This window comes from Nostoc sp. NMS7 (genome assembly GCF_017115085.1).
Classification (GTDB): Bacteria; Cyanobacteriota; Cyanobacteriia; order Cyanobacteriales; family Nostocaceae; genus Nostoc.
In genome coordinates this window covers 26,416-44,957 of sequence record NZ_JABXKJ010000099.1, presented here as the reverse complement: position 1 = coordinate 44,957, position 18,542 = coordinate 26,416, and the positions used below count along the sequence as shown (strand labels likewise).

The window sequence follows — 18,542 nt, the reverse complement described above, 5'->3', positions numbered from 1 at the left end:
CAATCCGGTGTGACCCTTTGTATCCTCTTATTTTTCTTCCTATCCCCTATTTATTGAGCGGATACAAAGTAAGGGTCATTTTCCAGGAGTCTTTGTCATACCCAATTACAAAGATTCTTATCCTACCAGATTATAGCTATCCCAGATAAAGGCATTCTAGTGTCTCTACTAATTAGGGGTAAACCTAAATACTTAGCAGTGGCTGCAATAATTCTGTCAGGCATATCAGGAACACTGTCTCGTGGTATTGTTGCCAATGCTGTAACTACCTCATCTGTAAGATTTGCTAGAATCATCCCACTATTCCTAGCTATTAATGCAGTATCTAGTTGAGACTTCATATCCGCTGATATACGTCCTTTTTCCTGTAAATAAACAATTTCTACAAGGCAAATCGTTGGGATGTAAATAACAATTTCACCGCGTTCGCACTCCTCAAAAGCCTGGTTAGCAGCAGCACTAAGACGCGAACTATCTTCTAAATACCAAATCAGAGCATGGGTATCCGTTACCAAATTAGACATCAAACGTCCTTTCGAGGGAAGTTTGCCCACATTTGCTCTCTAATTTCTGAAATGTCTGACTCACTGATATTGCTACCTCGCCACAACCCTCTCAAAGACTTTCGCTGTTTCGGCTGAATCATTGTCAACTCTCTTTCAATTTGAGGTGCAACTTGCTCAATCAAACGTACTTTATCTATTAGTGAAAGCTGCTTTACTAATTCAAGAGCTTCTTCTAACTTTACTGCTTTCTCCATTTTTATGACCTTAACTTTTATTAACAGTTTATCATTATCTTAGTGAAGAGGAAGAGTTGATTTAAACTAAATTTAACAACTTATTTCAATCTCAATTATTCTTCGTCTAAAAAACGAATATCTAGAAGCTAATTAGCTCTCTCCTCCTCTTTGCCAAAACTGCCGTAAAATCTCACCTGGTTTTCTATCCCAGGTGTCGATATGTTCATATATTAAATTATCTTGGTTGAGTTTATACGTTGAATAGCCGTTAAAAAGTAACCCTGCTTTCCAAGGAACGCGCAATACTCCCCGCACTGTCCACTTTGCTAAAATCGTGTCTTCGGCTAACTGATAAACCTCATGCACATCAAAGTAAATTTGGGTAAAAAATAGCCGAGCGTGAAATCGCAAAGTCCAAAATATAATCCGATAGTTAAATTTGTATTGGAATGTATTCACCGGGTCTTTAAAATAGATATCTTGTGTATAGATGTGATATGAGATGTCTTTTTGAAAAAGTGTTGGTAAATCCTGTTTGAGAGTTTTAATTACTCGTTCCACCGATAATTGAGATTCCACGCGCATTTTTCCTTAAAAAATCTTTTTGAACAACCTTTGCCAAATAGAAGATGTCCTCTTGTTACTCACACCACCTCCATTCAAATCTGACAGAGTGGGAAATGATGCAGACTTAGCATAAGGGCCATTTCGCAAAACTTTAGCTAGGGTATTGTTATTCTCGCGCAAACCTTCGTAAAAAAAGAATACCTCTCCTTGAATGCCAAGTTGACGATTGTATTCAATTGCCTGCACCAGATATTCTGAACTAATACAATAACTGCCAAGCTTCATCAGAATTCCTGGCACTAACTTCGGTAGTGTCGCATCTGTAAACTGTTGATTTACTAGTTTATCAGCGATCGCACAATAACTCCTAAAGTCACGGCGATAAATCTGCGGCTGAATCATATCAACTATTCCCCGCTTCAGCCATGCGGGGGAGTCTTGCAGATATTCCTGGAATGCCCAATCATAGATATTAGGTGCGATCGCTACCAGCAAATTAGGATTCACCGCTTTCACCTCCCGATAAAGACGCGCCAAGAAGTCAGTGAGAATATCTGCACGCCACTGTAACCATTGTCTATCCTTGGGATTCTGTGGCGGATTGTGATCAAATTTCTGGCGATAGCGGGTGACAGTTCCCTGATCATAGCCACCTTCAGAGGGTAATGCAGGCAAGCGATCGTCACCTTGAACACCATCCACATCATAATTCTTCACAACTTCCAGCACCAATTTTAACAAAAATTCCTGCACCTGTGAGTCGAGAGAATTCAACCACTCAAAGCCGTTTTTCTTCAGTAAGTTGCCGTTACAATCACGCGCAGCCCATTCTGGTTTTTTCTGCAAAAGTACACCGCCATTCAAATTGTAGGAACTGGCAAAACCGTATTCAAACCAAGGAATGACTTTCAACCCAACTCGCCGCGCCTCAACCACAACTTCTTCTAAAGGGTCGCGTCCTACACACATAGGGTCAATTTCGACTCCAAAAGTCTGCTGCATTGTTTGACTAGGATACAGAGTTACAGCCTTGTTCCAAACCACGGGAAACACCACATTAAATCCCGTCTCAGCAAGGAAATCCATCGCCTCAGCAATGCGTTGCTTTGACTTTAGAACTTTACTATCAGTAGTCGTCAGCCAGATACCACGCGTTTCTATTGTGTCCATTTTATTTGTATCTCAAATAATCATCTTATTGCCCTTTTAAAACTATCTCTTAGCAGATGTTTTTAGGAAAAACATTATACATAATAACTATCACCTACAAAAAATACTAGATATGTCTGTAATAGAAGTGACTTGGAAACACAAATATATAACTACTAATGGGGTGAAACTACACTACGTTACCCAAGGTGAAGGTCCCTTAATGTTGATGTTGCATGGGTTTCCTGAGTTTTGGTATTCTTGGCGGCATCAAATACCAGAATTTGCCCAAGATTTTAAAGTCGTCGCCCTTGACTTGCGTGGCTACAACGATAGTGATAAACCAACAGAGCAATCAGCTTATGTAATGAATGAATTTATCAAAGATGTTGAGGGAGTAATTAAAGGATTAGGATACCAAAAGTGTGTTTTAGTTGGACATGATTGGGGTGGTGCGATCGCTTGGAATTTTGCCTATGCTCATCCCGAAATGCTGGAGCAATTAATTATCCTTAACCTACCTCATCCTGCCAAATTTGCCCAAGGGTTACGCACTCTCCAACAGTTGCTGCGTAGTTACTACGTGTTTGTCTTTCAACTACCGTGGATACCAGAATTACTTTTACAATCTTCAGACTACCAAGCTATTGAAACAGCTTTTAAAGGTACAGCAGTTAACAAGAGTGCTTTCACTAAAGCGGATATTGGCGCTTATAAAAATGCTGCTGCAAAACCCGGTGCCCTCACAGCAATGTTAAACTATTACCGCAATATTTTTCAACAGAGAATGCTAAATCCAAATTGGGGCGTTCTAGAAGTGCCAACACTGATGATTTGGGGAGAAAATGACACTGCACTCGGCAAGGAATTAACCTACGACACTATAGCCTATGTCAGGGACTTTCAAATCAAATACATTCCTAATTGTGGTCATTGGGTACAGCAAGAACAGCCTGAGTTGGTCAATCAGTATATGCGAGAATTTCTCAAGACTTAACTTAACACTATTTGCTAATATCCCGCTTTTGTCACTCTCGGAAAACAAAAATTAAGCCACTTTCCATACAAATCCAGCCGAACCCTATATCTCGTGACATTTCCTGTACATCCAACCCTACCTTGGCTTTGAACCACTGACGGTTAGCGTCAATGTTTTGCCCAAAAGCATTGGCAAGAGCAACTAAATATACACCAGCAGCCTTTTGTTCAGAGACAATAGAAAAAGCCCATATTATACCAACGCAGTTATGACGACTACACTTGCTTCTGCTGTTAAACCAAGAGCTGAAGATAGTTTTGCCATTAGCTTTGCACCACTATCTCTTGAAGAAATCTATGCCAAGTCTGACGATCCAGCCAACGGTGCTGTGGTTATGATGAGTGGCGTGGTTCGCAATCAAACTGATGGTAAACCTGTAATTGCTCTAGAGTATCAAGCTTACGAACCTATGGCATTGCAGATATTTTATCAAATTGCTGCTGATATTCGCTTATCTATGTCTGATGTGAATCGGGTAGTGATTCATCATCGCACCGGACGTTTGCAAGTTGGAGAAATTAGCGTTTTAGTAGCAGTGGGTTGTCCTCATCGGAGTGAGGCGTTTGAAGCTTGCCAGTATGCTATTGATACTCTCAAACACAATGCTCCTATTTGGAAGAAAGAACATTGGGAAGATGGTTCTAGCAGCTGGGTGAGTATTGGTGCTTGTGAAACATTGGGAGAAAATTGTTAAGATTTATGAGCTATTGTCTTCACACAATTGCAATCTCTTGAACAGGCAGTTATTCATCCAGCAATTAGCAAACGATGATTTGTGCTGTGCTAGTTGCTGGATGACAGTTCTTTAACCAAAATCTAAACCAAGTTAATAATATCATGTCCGCATAATTAGTTATGATTCTCACAGTCATTGCACCCCACACGCCAGATGCTCCACTTGGGGAGACCCCAAGACCGCACTGGCTCCCCTTAATCCCCTCCCCGCAAGCGGGGAGGGGAGACAAAACGTAGCTTTGGCGGGGTGGGGTTCTTCGGGTTTAATAAGTAATCAAGCGGACATGATATAATCTCTAATTCTGAAACGCCTGCTTCACAAAAATATTTAATTTTTACTAAAAATATCTCGATTTGCAAAACAACAATTTTTGTTGCATTTGTTTACCTAAACTGCATGACTCTATTGAGGTTTGTAAATATTTTGTATTCCTGCAAGGAATATTACTTTAGACTGAATTTCAACGGAAAAATATGGGGATAAACACAAATGCATTCGTTAAATATATTTTGTCACGAATTTGTAGTTGCTGTTTCCTTTGTAGCTTGCATTATTGGACTGGTGTTATTGTGGGACAGTAAGCAGCAAAAAAATGATGTGGAAGAAACAGAGCGGATTCTGTTTAGAATGAGCTTTACTTACTGGCTAGTTTATTGTGTAGCCTTTGGCATAGAGAAAATAGTTTTACCCGACTGGGAATCTGTAGTCATGAGTTTGAGAATAACTACAGCTCTGTCATATTTCTTAACTTTTTCTTGTATTGTTAGTCTGCCACTACACAAATTTGCAGTACATCGTGTTGAGGAATAGTCATCAGCCATGATTAAGATTTCATTGCGATCGCTAATGCCATTTCTAGTTCCAACTGTGGCAAAGGGGTTAAAATAAATACCTCTTGTACCGTCTTTCCCTGCCGTGCAATTACTTTATAGCCGCCGCGAATCGGTACTGAGACACGCAGTTGCATTTTTGGACAATGACCTCTTGCTCGCCCAATCACTCCCGGCGTCACGGTTTGGATGCCATCGTGCCGACAAAGACGTTCTAAAATTGGGATGAGACCAGAAAGGTGTGTTGAGTGATTCCAAACCAGTCTAGCAGCTTTTTGCGAAGCCGCTCGGAGGGGATCTACGGTGGGTTTGCCCATGATGATTAAGCTGCTTCTAGAGGTGCCATTGTCAAACCTGCTCGGCGCAGCTGCTGGTGATAGAGTTCCGCAGGTTCTTGGGGACCAACCCAGACGATCGCTTGACCTTCATAGTGTACCTGATTAGTCAAATCCCAGGCGCGATCGCCAGTCATCCCCGGAATATATTTCATCAAACATTCAGCCACATGTGGGAATGTATTAAAATCATCATTTAATACAATCACTTTGTAATTTGGATACGGCTTGCTGGTAACTTGATTAGACCGTTCAGGAGCTATAGTTGGTGCTGTGGCCATCCCGTAAATATCGGCTGAAAGTGTCGTAACCATAGAACAATTGGGCAAGGTAATTTTACAAATATTAAATAACTAGTTTAGTCTATTGTCTGGGGAGTGGGGAGTGGGCTTGCCGTGAGCGTAGCCGAATGGGAGTGGGGAGATGAGGGGGACAAGGGGGACAAGGGAGATGAGGGAGACAAGGGGGACAAGGGGATGAAGAAAGTGTTTTCCCAATGCCCAATGCCCCATGCCCAATGCCCTATTTCCAATTATCCCAGTTTTCGTTAAAAATAGATGTATCTGGGAAAGCGGTAGGATTACCATTTTGTTGCAAAAGCCGTTTGAGCGCTTCCAGTTGTAGCTCTTGTTTGGGTAAGTCATCGATTAGTTGGTAAGGTGCGATCGCATTTTTGATAGCAAAACTAGCGACTGTTCCCGCAGCTGCGCCAGCCGACCATTCAAAGGAATGTACCCGATAGGCAGCAGCAGCAATATGACTAGTAGCAATGCTTTTACCTCCTACCAGCAAATTGTCAATTTTCTGCGGAATCATCGCCCTCAGAGCAATTTGGAAGGGATAAGCTTGACCAGCACCAAGCCTTTCGCCTGGATGTTCTGTGTTACCAGGGGCTTCAGGGGGACTATTCACCATGCAAGGATGGAAATCTATCGCGTAGTGACCAATACCCACAGCGTCGGGGAAGATGGTAGAACGAGTCCGTCGCATTGCTTTGTCTGGTGAAATTTTACCGTCAATTACTGATACTGCTTCCAAACCGGCAAGGGCTGCTCGTAGCCTACGATACATATCTGCTGGCAGAGTCTTGGAGTAATACTCATCATTATAATTTCGGCGAGAAATATCAATTTCCCCAATACTAAAGCCTCCGGGTTGTCCCCAACTGGGGCGGCCAATGATCCGCCGTCCTTCGCGCATATAAGGATATTTCGATAAGCCATGCACTGTCCCCATCGGCGAATTTAGCCCTGACAACAAGCGATTATTAGCTTGCTGCTGCTTTATACCCTCCCCCAGTCGGGAATCTGTAATCCCAGCTACCAACCAGTAATAGAAAGATAGGGCATTTTCCTCAGCTTTGCGGAGGGTTTCTGTCCGCAGTCCTCCCATCCAGCCCCCTGGTTTTAACTGCCCAGTAGCTTCTAACTGTTGGCGACTGTAAATTAGGTTATCGTTAGCTGTTCCGGGGCGGTAGTCGTTACCCCAAGTCCAGTTTTGCATCGAGATGTCCCCTGGTGTCGCAGCAGTAAAATTTACACCTCCGAATTTTGCAGGTTTGCCTTTGTTTGGACTCCAAATCCGACGATAGGCGAAAACTAAATCAAAGTTAGCCAGTCGCGTTAATTCATAGCTGAAATATGGTGCGTATTCTAAATAAAATGGGGGCATCGTCTGCGGTTGTGGTTCCTTAGTTGCCTCCATTGCAAAGGTGTAGGTAAAACCTTGAGGGCAATAAGGGTCGTTGTTAGCGCTGGAAGCAGAAGGTTCTAGGTAGGAACGGGCATCAATGCCTAATCGGTAGGGAACATCAGCAAGGGCGATAATTTCCCCGGTTTCGCTGGTGTCTACGACGTACCATTTAGGAGCATCCCCTTTCGCTTCTTTGGGGATAAAACGGAGAATAGTTTTAGTAAACCGAGATGAGTTTTCGTAGCTATAGGCATCTTCAATACTTTGAGATAAAGTAAAAGTATTAAGAGGTGGTGCGCCTTTTGCTGGTTGATGTTGGATTGCGATCGCACTATTAATTATTTTGCCATCAGCAGCGATTTCCAAATCTTTAATTACCGTATTGGGAAACCATTGCAACTTTCCTTTGCCCTTTTTCTCAGCATCTTTGAGCATCTGAGTCAAAATGGTGTGAGCATCGCGGGGAAGAAAGCAAGATTCACTTACCCAACAGTTACCGGGGTTAAGTTTACCGTATTTGCGCCCAATCCGGTTTCGCAATTCTAAGTAGCCGCGAGAATAGAATTTGAGAGCTCGCTGAGTTGGGCGTTCGTCTAACGCAGATGTCCCTTGAGCAGAAATTTGTCCTCCCAGCCAGTCAGTAATTTCCGTGAGGCAAACCGTTCGTCCTGCTAGCAACCCCTCGTAAGCTGTAGCGACGCCAGAAAGTCCACCACCGACAACTAAAATCTCGCAATTAACACTTTTGTCTGGGGTTCTTGGTGGTGTGGCGTTCGCCCAATCAAATGCAACTAAGCTAGATATTAAATTGACACTGATCAGCGATGTCAAGCTATAAGCTACTTTGTGTCTGTGCTTCATGGTTAAAAAAATCACTCCAAATCCTATGTCACCTTGTAGACATTAGCATCCAGCAAATGTTCATTACAAGCTTATTGAATTGGGTATTGAGCATTGGGGACTGATATTCTTCCCAATACATAATACCTAATCGCTAACTATTAATTCCCAACTTCTAACTCAGCACTCAAGCAAAGAGTAGACCACGCACTCCACTTACACCAGATACTTTTCCACACTCGCTCCCGGCTACACAGCCTACGTAGTAGCCACCGGTAAAAGCTAAACCTGTGTCAGTTCTCAAAAAGAAAGTACGATAGAGAATATCTAACTTTTCTTCTTCCATAGCACAGGAGTCATTAATAAAGGGTAAAATTACTTTTTGTAAACAACAGCCTTTAAAAGGCTAGTGAAAGTTCAAAGGGTACGCATCCCCAAGAGTGATAAAATCACTTGGACAATTGACTATTTGCGTTCGAGAGTAAATAAATAAATCTAAATCTTGATTACCTATGTTTCTCAAGAATCGAAAAGGTAAAATCTGGCATTGAACCAGTCTTGAATTACTCTAATTTAGGAGATAGTTAAATTACATAATTTTTGCGAACATTGGTCTTGCTGTTCAACCTTGGCGATCACAAGCTCAAACAAAAACACCACTGTGTCGAGTGGTGTTTTAAGTGAATGTGGACAGATGATAAGGATATTGCGAAGGACTAGGTTGGTAAATCCTGTGGCTTAATCTCCCAATCCTCTTTCTTGATTCTCTCGCTTGCAAGCCGTGCCAGCTTTTCTGCAACTTTTTTAAAAGTTCCTTTGTTCGTGTAACTAGGAGATGGCTCAATTTGTGCGTGAGATGGATTGTCGTCTGTTGGTCTTGGACAGACATCAATTTTATAATCAAAAACTGGGTTGCCTTTTGGATCGTTTTGAGAAACATTTATCATCCGAACTTCGCCAGCAATTAAGCTCACTACACCATCATCTGGGTTTTTCTGCGTGCATTGTGGGTCATAACCACGAAGCTTTGCTCTGTCAACAGAAGGAGCTTGATTTCTATCTGTAAAAGCTTGTGAGCTAAGTTCTAATCCAAACTCTCCAATGCGGTAATATTTGTCTAATCCACAAAAAATGCACCGATACAATAGCTCATCATCTGTAACCACATCGCTCACTGCAAACCTCTATGAAACTAGCCATTTCCAGAGAGCCGTAAGTTGAGCAGGTGATGCACACGCGCCGTCTTCCATTTCATTGTCAATGTCAGTCCCCCAAACTTTGATGTATTCTGCGGTATTTCCCAAAATATAAACAGTTAACTTTTTAGTTTCGTGCCACCACTCAAAAACTATTTCTGAGTCAAAGCTCAGATTTACCAGTGGCTCACCCCACCACATTTGGTCAGCAGCAACAAGCTTGCGTAGTTGCTTCAACCATTCTATGGTGTATTTATAGGTTTCATTGTCAGATCCTAGTTCAGCAATTCTTCTGTGAGTTTTGTGAGCTGGTGAATAGCTCCAGCTTGAAAGTTCCAGCACTGCATAATTATCAGATTGCTCAGAGATAGCTTTGGCCCTTTGAACTGAAGAAGCAGCTATCTTAGACCGATATTTCCAACTCCCCACGGTTGATGTTCTGTCTGTCGCAAGAATAACAAGATTGGCGTTTTGCACAACCGATGCACTTTGCAAGCCTTCTGCTGATTGAGAAAGCGGAAGTTGGGTTAATTTGCCGCGTATCTGAGATAGCGCTGTTGTCTCTGAATTGCGACGTTCGTCCTTTGTGTAATAGGCGGCTTTACTTGACATCGAATAACTCCCTTGTGCGATCAGTAATCAAACTCTCAAAGGCTTGTCCTTCTCTACTCTTTAATTCATGTAAATTAGAAAGCACTTCTTTAAGGGATAAAGGCTTTTCTATCCAGGTTTGAGAAATGTCCAAATCAAGTATAAATACAACTTGTTCAGATGGTGGTTCGGCATCTGATAAGGTTATCACTAGCCTAATTGGAATATCTTCATAAATTGATTCAGTTCGCGTCACCAATCCTGATATGTTGCTTGGAAGGCTATCCGGGAATTGAGGATATATATTGAAATACTCACTAAGGTCAACTGCCTCATCAGGTGAAATAACTATTCGATTTATGTAGCGAAGAGAAATACGGGTTATGCCAACAGGTTTAGCAACTTCTAAATAAAATTGGTATGCCTGATCAATTCTGTAACTAAATTCATCCCACCCTTCATAAGGGCGAAGGCTATGGATGCTCAGTGCATCAGGCCCCACACCTACTAATTTGGCAGCATCGGCAGAAGGGAACAAAAACTTGGGCAGCTCTTGTGTTACCGTAATCTCAGGCTTTGCAGGCGGCACCCGCCCAAATTTAAATTCCGTTGTTATTAAGCTTTGCTGCTGTGGCTCACCTGTGTATAAATCTCTTACTTTTTCATAGAACAAGCCTGGTATTGTAAAATTCCATGCTTGTCCAGGAGCAAAGCGAAACTCACAGATTGCCTCTTCTATTGGTGGATTACTATACTGACGGCGTGTCATAGATTACTCAAGTGCAGTATAACCTCACGTTTTTAGTAAGCTACAAATTTAAGACGAAAAATAACGATTCCCGTTTACTAATCTTAAGATATATAAGTCTGTCCTTATAAAAAGTTTTTCATAACCTCACAATCCTGCCGCCACAACCTGTCCCGTTGAAAAATCATTCATGATCTTGGCGGCGTCATCTACGGAGTTAGGAGATTCCACGGTGAGATTGCGGGGCTTTTAGCGACTGTGGATAGAGAATCAATTAGCCTGTCTAGTCTTTGATTTCCTGTTTTCAACGTGCGTATCAATGCTCTGGAGACAATGATGACAAAAACCTTGATCCAGCGATCGCCAATGCTTTAGCATCTTTAGTTAAAGCAGCGTATGGCGATCTGTCTCAAAATGATGGCAAATTGAAGCAAGATCCCTAAAGATATGTGATTAATTCAAAGTCTATCGCCTGAATTTAGGCAACGCTGTGAGGCGATCGCTACTGAACAACGAAGCTTACATCAAGTACGATCGTTTGAACCATTACCCGATCAAAATTTTAGAAGCTGCATTGGTCAATCGATAATTAGTTACTAATAATCTTTAGCTGAAACTGTGGTGATTTCGTCTCTTTTTCTAAAATTAAAAACTGCTCTTGCTAAAAGTAGACAAGAGCAGTTTTTAATAGCAAAGCCCAAAATAAGAATTTAGGCATCTTCAAGTTCAAATTGAGCCACCGTAACGGCGTTAAAAGCGAAAGCCAAAACTAATGGCATCGGAGACTGGAAGCCAAAGGTAAAAACAACAGCTAGGATTGTGCAAATTACTGCGGACATCGACCACAATCGTTCTTCAAAAGTCAATCCCTTTTCGGCTTTAATTAATCTCAGAACATGAACTGGAATTGGTTCCGGCATTACCCCACCCGGAGGGAAAGCCCAGAAGTTATTACGTCGCTCGACAAATAAATCTGTCCAACCATTTTCTTGGCACCATGCCTCAATCCATTGAAGTGAGTAATGATTCATCATCGGGTTTCGGAGTTTAGTTTGTGTAAGGTGTGTACTGGGTGAATATAAACTCTTAGAGATTCCTCAAGAACTAACTAATCGCTATAAAATTAACGCTAATTATCCAACTTTTAAGCTTTGTTAAGCACTTGAGACGCATATAATTACGCTCAAACCTTGCTTTCATTAATTAAAAGATTAACAGGTGATCGGGGCTGTTGACTTTGAAATTCAATAAACTTTACTTAACAAATTGAAAGTCAAGAATTGTAAATAAGTCAGTAAGTATTACTGCTCAATAAAACTCGTTATATCCGAAAATTCAAATTTAAAAATGAAGAATTGTGAACAAATCAACAAGCGTGGGCATAATCCATGTAGAGATTGTGTCATCCGGCTAAAGCATTTCTTGAGAGTTAGGAATTTCAAGTTTTACCTTTATCAAGAGCGATAGGTTCTGCTAAAGCTTTTGGAATTTAGCCTTTACCCCAAAACCAATACCCAGACTATGAGGGAGTAATTTACGCTTACCCGAAAAGTATTGCCCCAGACTGCGTGTAGCTTTGCGTAAGTCCTATTTATATACCTCTCTGAGGATAAATAGAATTAAAGTGAAGCTAGGAGTAAAATATATGAGCAAATTAAAACTTACTGGACTCAGAGCAAATATATGTTCAATATACTTTGGGGTATTGTTGTTGTACTGATTGCTTTTTGGGCATTAGGACTGGCACTTCATATTGCTGGAAATTTAATTCATGCAGTGTTGCTTTTAGCCATTGGACTTGCTATATATAATTTTTTCAAAGGGCGTGATGTCTGAAATATAGTCGTTCCCGACCTAGTGAGGTACATTTTCAAAGTTACTAACCCTTGGTAAAAAAAATTTAAGTGTACCTCAGTTGCTTAAAAAACGCTATATATTGAGTGCGATCGCTCCTATATTGCCGCTCTCTAACTAAACGTCTGCAAGTCTCAATTAGGATGATCTAGTCTTGCTAATATTCAAATGCGGTAAGCTTAAATGCAGTGATTAGACACCAAATTGGCTCTCGATATGTTTTGGCGACAAGGGTTGGCATTCCTTCTAGGAATTATTATCTGGTGCGTGGCTGCTCCCGCACTGGCAGTAGATTGGACTCATCCACTGTCATTTAGCAATGCAGAGTTGTCAAGACGCGATTTTTCAGGTGAAAGTTTGCAAGCTGCGGAGTTTTCTAACGCCAACATGGAACTGGCTAACTTTGCAAACGCTGACTTGCGGGGAGCAGTCATGAGCGCTTCGGTGATGACAAAAGCAAATCTTCACGGAGCAGATTTAACGAATGCAATGGTTGATCAGGTAAACTTGACTAAGGCAGATTTGAGCGATGCAGTTTTCAAAGAAGCTCTTTTGCTCCGCGCCATATTTAATGATGTGAATATAGACGGTGCAGATTTTACAGATGCAATTTTGGATCGGGTGCAAATCAAAGAACTGTGTCTAAAAGCCAGTGGTGTGAATTCCAAAACAGGCGTGCAAACTCGTGATTCTCTAGGATGTCAATGAAGCGTGTTGGTGTAATTGGTGGCGGACAACTTGCCTGGATGATGGCGGATGCAGCACAGCAGCTAGGAGTAGAATTGGTAATACAAACTCCTAGTGAAAACGACCCGGCTGTGTCAATTGCCCAAGAAATCGTTTTCGCTCCGGTAGATGACGCCAGGGCTACAGAAATATTAGCTCAAAAATGTGATATTATCACCTTTGAAAACGAATTTGTTAACATACAAGCTTTATCTGTTTTAGCACAGCAAGGTGTTTGTTTTCGCCCACGATTAGAAGCCTTAGCTCCTCTTTTAGATAAATATCACCAACGCTGCTATCTAAGCGACTTGGGCTTACCAGTTCCTGAATTTTTCGCCCTTGACCAGACGGAAAATCTCAAATCAAAAATAGAATATCTCGGTTTGCCAGCAGTCCTGAAATCCCGACGCCACGGTTATGATGGTCAGGGGACTTTCATAATTACGGATTTTGCTACTTTAGAGCAAAAGCTAAGTTATGAAACCACAACAAAAACTTTAAATCAATCACTTTTCTTGTTAGAAGAATTTGTCCCTTTTGAAAGAGAACTAGCAATAATTGCAGCGCGTTCTGTAGAGGGAGAAATTGTAACTTATCCAGTAGTAGAAACCCAACAAGAACAACAAGTGTGTCGGCGGGTGATTGCGCCAGCCGAGATTACGCCCAATCAAGTAGCAGAAATACACGCGATCGCACATACTCTATTAAATAGCCTAGAAGTAGTCGGAATTTTGGGAATTGAGCTATTTCTCACTACTGATGGCATCCTGGTAAATGAAATTGCCCCCCGTACTCACAATTCTGGGCATTTTTCCCTTGACGCCTGCGAAACTTCTCAGTTTGAGCAACACCTAAGAGCCGTTTGTGGTTTACCTTTGGGAAATGCGGCTTTGCAGTGTGCTGGCGCTGTGATGGTCAACCTCCTGGGGTATGAAAATTCTCACAGCGACTACCAAAGTCAGCGTCAACAAATAGCAGAGATTCCCCAGGCGCACGTTCACTGGTATGGGAAGACAGAATCACGTCCTGGGCGAAAGTTGGGACATGTCACCGTTTTGCTAGATAATCAAAATAGAGAATCGGCGTACCCCATTGCCCACAGCATAGAATCTATCTGGTATCCCAGGTAAATTGCTCACAAATGCGAGCATCTGACTTTTGCAAATATCGCTGTAATATGATGTCCGGGCAATTAAGCATAATACCCGCAACCCACCCGGCCGGTTCTTTATAGTTAATTTGGCGGACATGATGTAATTATGGGAAGATAGTCAAGCTGCATACTATAGCACTTTTTACAGTTATAAAATTAATGTTTCAAGTCTTGCTTGCACTTCTTCAATTAAATCTTGTGTAACTTTTTCAACAAATGTTACTTTTCTAGCTTTCCAATCCAATGTTTTAATCTGGTCAGCTAACACAACCCCCTGTGTTTTCATTCCTTGAACAAGAGGAACTTCAAAACGGAGTCCCTTTGTTTTGTTAGTAATTGGACAGGCTAAAACTAAGGAAGCCATTCGATTGTATTTAATTGGAGACATTACAAGAACAGGGCGGTAGCCAATCTGCTCACGCCCAAGTTGTTCTAGTTCATTATTTAATGTTCTAGCAATGTCATCAAATGATATTCCTGACCCTCTGAGGATAAATGCACGCTGAATCGAATCCCCCGTAAATTGTTGTATGGCTCCGAATTCTAATTTGACAATATCTCCCCGATCAGGAAAGTATGAATTAACTAACAATCTTCATTCCCCACAGCGTTTCCAGTTTCAAACTCCGAATGAAAATTATCAGGAGTCATACCTTCAAGTAACTCATCAAGCGTATATTTTTTTCTTTTTCGCGGTGTAATTATAATACTGTCGCCTGAGACAGTAAAAATTATATCCGTTCCTTCTGTTACATGAACTTGTTCAGCGACTGCTCTTGGAATCCGAATAGCTAAACTGTTTCCCCACTTAGCAACAACTGCTGTCATAGCTATCTCCAAATGTTTTGTTAGAGATACACACGCTTAACTCTAAGAAGGCAGAACTAACGCTCTTACTAATTTTTGTCTGATGTATATACTTTGAATATACATATTTAATTAGCGGGTGTCAACATCCCGTTTGTAAGTGACTTCCAAACAAACGGGGTAGAAGGTAAAAGTGAGATGCTTCCTGAGAAACTTTCAATATTGAACACACAACATCTTGTTGAAAGCTATAATGAGGAAGTTGCACTACGACGTTGGTGACTGCCATCAAGTTTTTTGATCTATGCCTTTAAAGACAGGGGAGCCAAACAGTTCTCGTGGCAGTAAACCGGGCATGTACCCGGAAACTTTAAACGAGGAATTTAGTTCCCACCTGGTTAAACCAGGTCATAAACTTAGGTAAAACGGCGTCGCGGTGAACTTAAAATTATTAGCTCAAAATTATTAGCTCCCAAAATCAGTTAGGATTTGGGAGCTTTAATTATTGAAATCAGAAAAACTTATAGCACTGCAACAAGTGCTACTGGAATTGGGAGAAAATACGACTTTTTAGTAAGCCCCCCAAGCGTTCTACATTGCTTGAGCCAATTTGTAAGCTCTTGGCTTGCATTTTTAGTGTCAACTTACAAAAGAGTTAAATCTACTGAAGTTAGTAATACCTGCTGATAAAAACAAAATCTGTATAACTTGATTCTAAATTAGGTATCGTTCAGAGTTAAGATAACAAAATTATCTAAAATTGTGGTTAAAACTACAAAAAATTGTTAAAACAACTAACTAATACCGTGTTTCCAGCCTCGGTCTTCCGACTAGAGAGTGGTTTAACGTTTATTCATCAAGAAATTCCCACTACCCCTGTAGTTGTGGCGGATGTTTGGGTGCGTGCTGGAGCAAGCCTAGAGCCAGAACCGTGGTTTGGCATGGCGCACTTTTTAGAACACATGATTTTTAAAGGTACAGCGACGCTACCCCCTGGAATGTTCGATTACAAAGTTGAAAACCGAGGTGGCGTGAGCAATGCGGCGACAAGCTATGATTATGCTCATTATTCACTGACCACAGCTGCCCCTTATTTAAAAGATACTCTGCCCTACTTGGGAGAACTACTGCTGAATGCGGCAATTCCAGAAGATGAATTTAGCCGCGAACGGGACGTGGTGCTAGAGGAAATTCGCTCTTGTCAAGACGATTCCGACTGGATAGGATTCCAAGCTCTGATTCAAAGCATCTACCAGCGTCACCCTTATGGACGTTCGGTGCTAGGTACTGAGCAAGAACTGATGCAGCAATCACCAGAAGCTATGCGTTGTTTTCACCGCACTCACTATCAGCCGGAAAACATGACGGTGGTAATTGCTGGAGGTATAGCCCAGCAACCAGCTTGGGAAATGCTAAATCATTCATTTGCTGATTTTGCCGAACGCTCGAATTGTCCGCAGTTTGAGAAAGTAGCCAAGCCAGTAATAACAGGAATTTGCCGTCAAGAACTGCGTTTACCACGCATCGAACAAGCACGATTATTAATGGCGTGGCTTGTACCAGGAGTAGAGTCAATCCGCACTAGCTATGGTTTAGATATGTTGTCGGTGTTATTGGCAGAAGGGCGGACTTCGCGTTTAGTGCGCGATTTGCGAGAAGATTTGCAATTGGTACAAGGAATTTGCAGTAGTTTTTCTCTACAACGGGAATCAAGTTTATTTACAATAACTGCTTGGTTGGAACCAGAAAATCTGGAGAAAGTTGAGTCCTTAATTTGCGCTCATTTGGATGATTTGCAGACTAGAGAAATTAGTGAACAGGAACTAGTCCGCACATCCAGGTTGCTGTGTAATGAGTATGCGTTTTCTACGGAAACGCCAAATCAGCTAACGGGGCTTTATGGATATTACAATACCATCGCCCAAGCTGAATTAGCTGTGACGTATCCCCAACAGATTCAGTCTTTTGATGCCCAAGAACTGCAAAAGTTAGCTAAACAGTATCTTTCACCGCAAAATTATGCGGTTACTGTACTTAAACCGTATTAGTTATTGGGCATTGGGCATTGGGCATTGGGCATGGGGCATGGGGCATTAGTTTTTGACAAATGACAAATGACAAATGACAAAGGACAAAGGATAAATGACAACCTTGCTGCAAAAATCGCCTATCCATCGCACTGTATTAAACAATGGCATTGTCGTGCTGGTGGCAGAAAATCCGGCTGCGGATATTATTGCGGCGCGAATCTTTGTGCGTGCCGGTAGTTGTCAGGAAAACCGGGAGCAAGCAGGGTTGGCACATTTACTATCAGCAGTGATGACAAAGGGATGCGATGGTCTTTCTAGTTTGGAAATTGCCGAAATTGTTGAGTCTGTAGGGGCGAGTTTGAGTACAGATGCCAGTACTGATTATTTTTTGCTATCTCTCAAAACGGTAACATCCGATTTTGGGGAAATTTTAGCATTGGCAGGGCGGATTTTGCGATCGCCTACTTTTCCCGAAACTCAAGTGGAATTAGAAAGACGTTTAGCACTCCAAGATATTCGTTCCCAAAAAGAGCAACCCTTTAATGTCGCCTTTGAACAAATGCGGCAGGTAATGTACCAAAATCATCCCTATTCTATGTCAGTGCTGGGAGATGAAACTACCATGAGCCGCTTAACTCGTGCGGATTTAGTGGAATATCACCAAACTTATTTTCGTCCAGATAATCTAGTAATTAGTATTGCTGGTAGAGTCACACCTACAGATGCAGTCGCGTTGGTGGAAGAAGTTTTTGGTGATTGGCAAACTACAGCCCAAGCACTGCCAATACTAAATTTACCTGAAATTAAGGTGGAACCGCAGGTAAGGTTGAAGCCAGTACAGACACAACAATCAATTGTCATGCTCGGTTATTTGGGAACATCGGTAAGTTCTGTTGACTACGCCCCACTAAAGTTGCTATGTACCTACTTGGGAAATGGGCTTTCTAGTCGCTTGTTTGTGGAATTGCGAGAAAAACGAGGTTTAGCTTACGAAGTATCCGCCTTTTACTCCACAAGGCTATTTCCAGCGTCATTTGTGGTTTACATGGGTACAGCACCGGAGAATACTAGCATTGCTCTAGAGGGACTGCGTACAGAGGTAGATTTATTATGTACCACAGAAGTATCCGAAAGCGCCTTGCAAGCTGCTAAAAATAAGATTCTGGGGCAGTACGCTTTGGGTAAACAAACGAATGGGCAAATCGCTCAAATATACGGCTGGTATGAAATTTTGGGCTTAGGAATTGATTTTGACACCAAGTTCCAAGAATTGATTGCGGCTGTGAGTGCCAAGGATGCGATCGCCGCAGCTTGTAAGTATTTAAAATCACCTTACTTATCTTTAGTTGGTCAAGAAGAAGCAATTAATGGAGCGATCGCATAACCTGATTCTAATTTTCGGCTTTTTGAGAACGGTTAGGGAGGATCAAATCTAGGACTTACGCATTGACAATAAATAGTAAATATATATAAGTGAAAAGCCACATCTTTCGTAGGGGTTTAGCAT

The 18,542-nt window shown here is 41.7% G+C and carries 24 protein-coding genes and 1 other RNA gene; 11 read left to right on the top strand and 14 right to left on the bottom strand.

From position 1 onward, the window contains the following. Nucleotides 1–122: 122 nt before the first annotated feature. The 4 genes from HWQ38_RS10805 to HWQ38_RS10790 all read right to left on the bottom strand — a co-directional run bounded on the left by HWQ38_RS10805 (nt 123) and on the right by HWQ38_RS10790 (nt 2,479). The gene (locus HWQ38_RS10805; protein ID WP_292793095.1) at nt 123–554 is read right to left on the bottom strand and encodes a type II toxin-antitoxin system VapC family toxin; all 432 of its coding nucleotides are present in this window, start codon (nt 552–554) and stop codon (nt 123–125) included. Then, entirely contained in the window at nt 524–760 is a 237-nt protein-coding gene (locus HWQ38_RS10800; RefSeq protein WP_292793093.1) for a hypothetical protein, read from the bottom strand. The genes HWQ38_RS10805 and HWQ38_RS10800 overlap by 31 nt, the downstream gene beginning before the upstream one ends. A 132-nt stretch (nt 761–892) precedes the next feature. Continuing rightward, the gene (locus tag HWQ38_RS10795) at nt 893–1,321 is read right to left on the bottom strand and encodes a DUF2358 domain-containing protein (RefSeq protein WP_292793102.1); all 429 of its coding nucleotides are present in this window, start codon (nt 1,319–1,321) and stop codon (nt 893–895) included. 12 nt (nt 1,322–1,333) lie between these two features. Then, a complete protein-coding gene (locus HWQ38_RS10790) occupies nt 1,334–2,479 on the bottom strand; it encodes a family 10 glycosylhydrolase (RefSeq protein WP_292793091.1) in 1,146 nt (381 codons plus the stop codon). A 112-nt stretch (nt 2,480–2,591) separates the two neighbouring features. On the opposite strand from HWQ38_RS10790, the gene HWQ38_RS10785 reads away from it, so the two are divergent. The 3 genes from HWQ38_RS10785 to HWQ38_RS10775 all read left to right on the top strand — a co-directional run bounded on the left by HWQ38_RS10785 (nt 2,592) and on the right by HWQ38_RS10775 (nt 5,043). Continuing rightward, the gene (locus tag HWQ38_RS10785; protein WP_292793089.1) at nt 2,592–3,455 is read left to right on the top strand and encodes an alpha/beta hydrolase; all 864 of its coding nucleotides are present in this window, start codon (nt 2,592–2,594) and stop codon (nt 3,453–3,455) included. Nucleotides 3,456–3,705: 250 nt separating this feature from the next. Then, nucleotides 3,706–4,191 (top strand): molybdenum cofactor biosynthesis protein MoaE, encoded by a 486-nt coding sequence (locus HWQ38_RS10780; protein ID WP_292793087.1) that lies wholly within the window; start codon nt 3,706–3,708, stop codon nt 4,189–4,191. Nucleotides 4,192–4,722: 531 nt separating this feature from the next. Continuing rightward, on the top strand, nt 4,723–5,043 hold the full coding sequence (locus HWQ38_RS10775; RefSeq protein WP_292793085.1) for a hypothetical protein: 321 nt from the start codon (nt 4,723–4,725) through the stop codon (nt 5,041–5,043). 13 nt (nt 5,044–5,056) lie between these two features. Here HWQ38_RS10775 and HWQ38_RS10770 read toward each other — a convergent pair whose 3' ends face one another. Next, complete coding sequence (locus tag HWQ38_RS10770) at nt 5,057–5,380, bottom strand: DUF2103 domain-containing protein (protein ID WP_292793083.1); 324 nt, start codon at nt 5,378–5,380, stop codon at nt 5,057–5,059. 5 nt (nt 5,381–5,385) lie between these two features. Then, on the bottom strand, nt 5,386–5,712 hold the full coding sequence (gene clpS / locus HWQ38_RS10765) for an ATP-dependent Clp protease adapter ClpS (RefSeq protein ID WP_292793081.1): 327 nt from the start codon (nt 5,710–5,712) through the stop codon (nt 5,386–5,388). A gap of 81 nt (nt 5,713–5,793) precedes the next feature. Here clpS and HWQ38_RS10760 point away from each other — a divergent pair, with 81 nt between their 5' ends. After that, entirely contained in the window at nt 5,794–5,949 is a 156-nt protein-coding gene (locus tag HWQ38_RS10760; protein ID WP_292793079.1) for a hypothetical protein, read from the top strand. Here the strand turns inward: HWQ38_RS10760 and HWQ38_RS10755 are convergent. The 5 genes from HWQ38_RS10755 to HWQ38_RS10735 all read right to left on the bottom strand — a co-directional run bounded on the left by HWQ38_RS10755 (nt 5,921) and on the right by HWQ38_RS10735 (nt 10,486). Continuing rightward, nucleotides 5,921–7,951: an FAD-dependent oxidoreductase gene (locus HWQ38_RS10755; protein WP_292793077.1), complete on the bottom strand. Its 2,031-nt coding sequence runs from the start codon at nt 7,949–7,951 to the stop codon at nt 5,921–5,923. The two genes, HWQ38_RS10760 and HWQ38_RS10755, sit on opposite strands and share 29 nt — an antisense overlap. A 166-nt stretch (nt 7,952–8,117) precedes the next feature. After that, a complete protein-coding gene (locus HWQ38_RS10750) occupies nt 8,118–8,276 on the bottom strand; it encodes a hypothetical protein (protein WP_292793075.1) in 159 nt (52 codons plus the stop codon). A 370-nt stretch (nt 8,277–8,646) separates the two neighbouring features. Further along, complete coding sequence (locus HWQ38_RS10745) at nt 8,647–9,105, bottom strand: hypothetical protein (RefSeq protein ID WP_292793073.1); 459 nt, start codon at nt 9,103–9,105, stop codon at nt 8,647–8,649. A gap of 9 nt (nt 9,106–9,114) precedes the next feature. Continuing rightward, nucleotides 9,115–9,738: a hypothetical protein gene (locus HWQ38_RS10740; RefSeq protein WP_292793071.1), complete on the bottom strand. Its 624-nt coding sequence runs from the start codon at nt 9,736–9,738 to the stop codon at nt 9,115–9,117. Beyond that, the gene (locus tag HWQ38_RS10735; protein WP_292793069.1) at nt 9,728–10,486 is read right to left on the bottom strand and encodes a TIGR04255 family protein; all 759 of its coding nucleotides are present in this window, start codon (nt 10,484–10,486) and stop codon (nt 9,728–9,730) included. Before HWQ38_RS10735 ends, HWQ38_RS10740 begins: the two co-directional genes overlap by 11 nt. Nucleotides 10,487–10,755: 269 nt before the next feature. On the opposite strand from HWQ38_RS10735, the gene HWQ38_RS10730 reads away from it, so the two are divergent. Continuing rightward, on the top strand, nt 10,756–10,908 hold the full coding sequence (locus HWQ38_RS10730; RefSeq protein ID WP_292793067.1) for a hypothetical protein: 153 nt from the start codon (nt 10,756–10,758) through the stop codon (nt 10,906–10,908). 267 nt (nt 10,909–11,175) lie between these two features. Here the strand turns inward: HWQ38_RS10730 and HWQ38_RS10725 are convergent, their stop codons facing one another. Further along, nucleotides 11,176–11,499, bottom strand: a complete 324-nt coding sequence (locus tag HWQ38_RS10725; RefSeq protein ID WP_292793065.1) for a hypothetical protein — start codon at nt 11,497–11,499, stop codon at nt 11,176–11,178. Between the two features lie 649 nt (nt 11,500–12,148). Between HWQ38_RS10725 and HWQ38_RS10720 the strand changes: the two genes are divergently transcribed. The 3 genes from HWQ38_RS10720 to HWQ38_RS10710 all read left to right on the top strand — a co-directional run bounded on the left by HWQ38_RS10720 (nt 12,149) and on the right by HWQ38_RS10710 (nt 14,175). After that, on the top strand, nt 12,149–12,301 hold the full coding sequence (locus HWQ38_RS10720) for a lmo0937 family membrane protein (protein ID WP_292793063.1): 153 nt from the start codon (nt 12,149–12,151) through the stop codon (nt 12,299–12,301). A gap of 234 nt (nt 12,302–12,535) precedes the next feature. After that, the gene (locus HWQ38_RS10715) at nt 12,536–13,027 is read left to right on the top strand and encodes a pentapeptide repeat-containing protein (protein WP_292793061.1); all 492 of its coding nucleotides are present in this window, start codon (nt 12,536–12,538) and stop codon (nt 13,025–13,027) included. Further along, the gene (locus tag HWQ38_RS10710; protein WP_292793101.1) at nt 13,024–14,175 is read left to right on the top strand and encodes a 5-(carboxyamino)imidazole ribonucleotide synthase; all 1,152 of its coding nucleotides are present in this window, start codon (nt 13,024–13,026) and stop codon (nt 14,173–14,175) included. Before HWQ38_RS10715 ends, HWQ38_RS10710 begins: the two co-directional genes overlap by 4 nt. A gap of 171 nt (nt 14,176–14,346) precedes the next feature. Here HWQ38_RS10710 and HWQ38_RS10705 read toward each other — a convergent pair whose 3' ends face one another. Continuing rightward, nucleotides 14,347–14,790 carry a type II toxin-antitoxin system PemK/MazF family toxin gene (locus HWQ38_RS10705; RefSeq protein ID WP_292793059.1) on the bottom strand — a complete coding sequence of 148 codons (444 nt, stop codon included), beginning with the start codon at nt 14,788–14,790 and terminating at the stop codon, nt 14,347–14,349. Then, nucleotides 14,784–15,026: an AbrB/MazE/SpoVT family DNA-binding domain-containing protein gene (locus tag HWQ38_RS10700; protein ID WP_292793057.1), complete on the bottom strand. Its 243-nt coding sequence runs from the start codon at nt 15,024–15,026 to the stop codon at nt 14,784–14,786. Before HWQ38_RS10700 ends, HWQ38_RS10705 begins: the two co-directional genes overlap by 7 nt. Nucleotides 15,027–15,266: 240 nt before the next feature. Between HWQ38_RS10700 and ssrS the strand changes: the two genes are divergently transcribed. From ssrS to HWQ38_RS10685, 3 genes are all read left to right on the top strand, one after another. After that, nucleotides 15,267–15,449, top strand: a non-coding RNA gene (gene ssrS / locus HWQ38_RS10695) — 6S RNA. 362 nt (nt 15,450–15,811) lie between these two features. Continuing rightward, complete coding sequence (locus HWQ38_RS10690) at nt 15,812–17,053, top strand: pitrilysin family protein (protein ID WP_292793099.1); 1,242 nt, start codon at nt 15,812–15,814, stop codon at nt 17,051–17,053. A gap of 94 nt (nt 17,054–17,147) precedes the next feature. Further along, on the top strand, nt 17,148–18,419 hold the full coding sequence (locus tag HWQ38_RS10685; RefSeq protein WP_292793055.1) for a pitrilysin family protein: 1,272 nt from the start codon (nt 17,148–17,150) through the stop codon (nt 18,417–18,419). The last annotated feature ends 123 nt before the right edge of the window (nt 18,420–18,542 follow it).

What these genes read in the sequence shown, in the direction of transcription:
- HWQ38_RS10800 (WP_292793093.1), bottom strand. Translation starts at nt 760, where the DNA reads ATGGAGAAAGCAGTAAAGTTAGAAGAAGCTCTTGAATTAGTAAAGCAG.
- HWQ38_RS10790 (WP_292793091.1), bottom strand. Translation starts at nt 2,479, where the DNA reads ATGGACACAATAGAAACGCGTGGTATCTGGCTGACGACTACTGATAGT.
- HWQ38_RS10785 (WP_292793089.1), top strand. Translation starts at nt 2,592, where the DNA reads ATGTCTGTAATAGAAGTGACTTGGAAACACAAATATATAACTACTAAT.
- HWQ38_RS10780 (WP_292793087.1), top strand. Translation starts at nt 3,706, where the DNA reads ATGACGACTACACTTGCTTCTGCTGTTAAACCAAGAGCTGAAGATAGT.
- HWQ38_RS10775 (WP_292793085.1), top strand. Translation starts at nt 4,723, where the DNA reads ATGCATTCGTTAAATATATTTTGTCACGAATTTGTAGTTGCTGTTTCC.
- HWQ38_RS10770 (WP_292793083.1), bottom strand. Translation starts at nt 5,380, where the DNA reads ATGGGCAAACCCACCGTAGATCCCCTCCGAGCGGCTTCGCAAAAAGCT.
- clpS (WP_292793081.1), bottom strand. Translation starts at nt 5,712, where the DNA reads ATGGTTACGACACTTTCAGCCGATATTTACGGGATGGCCACAGCACCA.
- HWQ38_RS10755 (WP_292793077.1), bottom strand. Translation starts at nt 7,951, where the DNA reads ATGAAGCACAGACACAAAGTAGCTTATAGCTTGACATCGCTGATCAGT.
- HWQ38_RS10750 (WP_292793075.1), bottom strand. Translation starts at nt 8,276, where the DNA reads ATGGAAGAAGAAAAGTTAGATATTCTCTATCGTACTTTCTTTTTGAGA.
- HWQ38_RS10740 (WP_292793071.1), bottom strand. Translation starts at nt 9,738, where the DNA reads ATGTCAAGTAAAGCCGCCTATTACACAAAGGACGAACGTCGCAATTCA.
- HWQ38_RS10735 (WP_292793069.1), bottom strand. Translation starts at nt 10,486, where the DNA reads ATGACACGCCGTCAGTATAGTAATCCACCAATAGAAGAGGCAATCTGT.
- HWQ38_RS10725 (WP_292793065.1), bottom strand. Translation starts at nt 11,499, where the DNA reads ATGATGAATCATTACTCACTTCAATGGATTGAGGCATGGTGCCAAGAA.
- HWQ38_RS10720 (WP_292793063.1), top strand. Translation starts at nt 12,149, where the DNA reads ATGTTCAATATACTTTGGGGTATTGTTGTTGTACTGATTGCTTTTTGG.
- HWQ38_RS10715 (WP_292793061.1), top strand. Translation starts at nt 12,536, where the DNA reads ATGTTTTGGCGACAAGGGTTGGCATTCCTTCTAGGAATTATTATCTGG.
- HWQ38_RS10710 (WP_292793101.1), top strand. Translation starts at nt 13,024, where the DNA reads ATGAAGCGTGTTGGTGTAATTGGTGGCGGACAACTTGCCTGGATGATG.
- HWQ38_RS10700 (WP_292793057.1), bottom strand. Translation starts at nt 15,026, where the DNA reads ATGACAGCAGTTGTTGCTAAGTGGGGAAACAGTTTAGCTATTCGGATT.
- HWQ38_RS10685 (WP_292793055.1), top strand. Translation starts at nt 17,148, where the DNA reads ATGACAACCTTGCTGCAAAAATCGCCTATCCATCGCACTGTATTAAAC.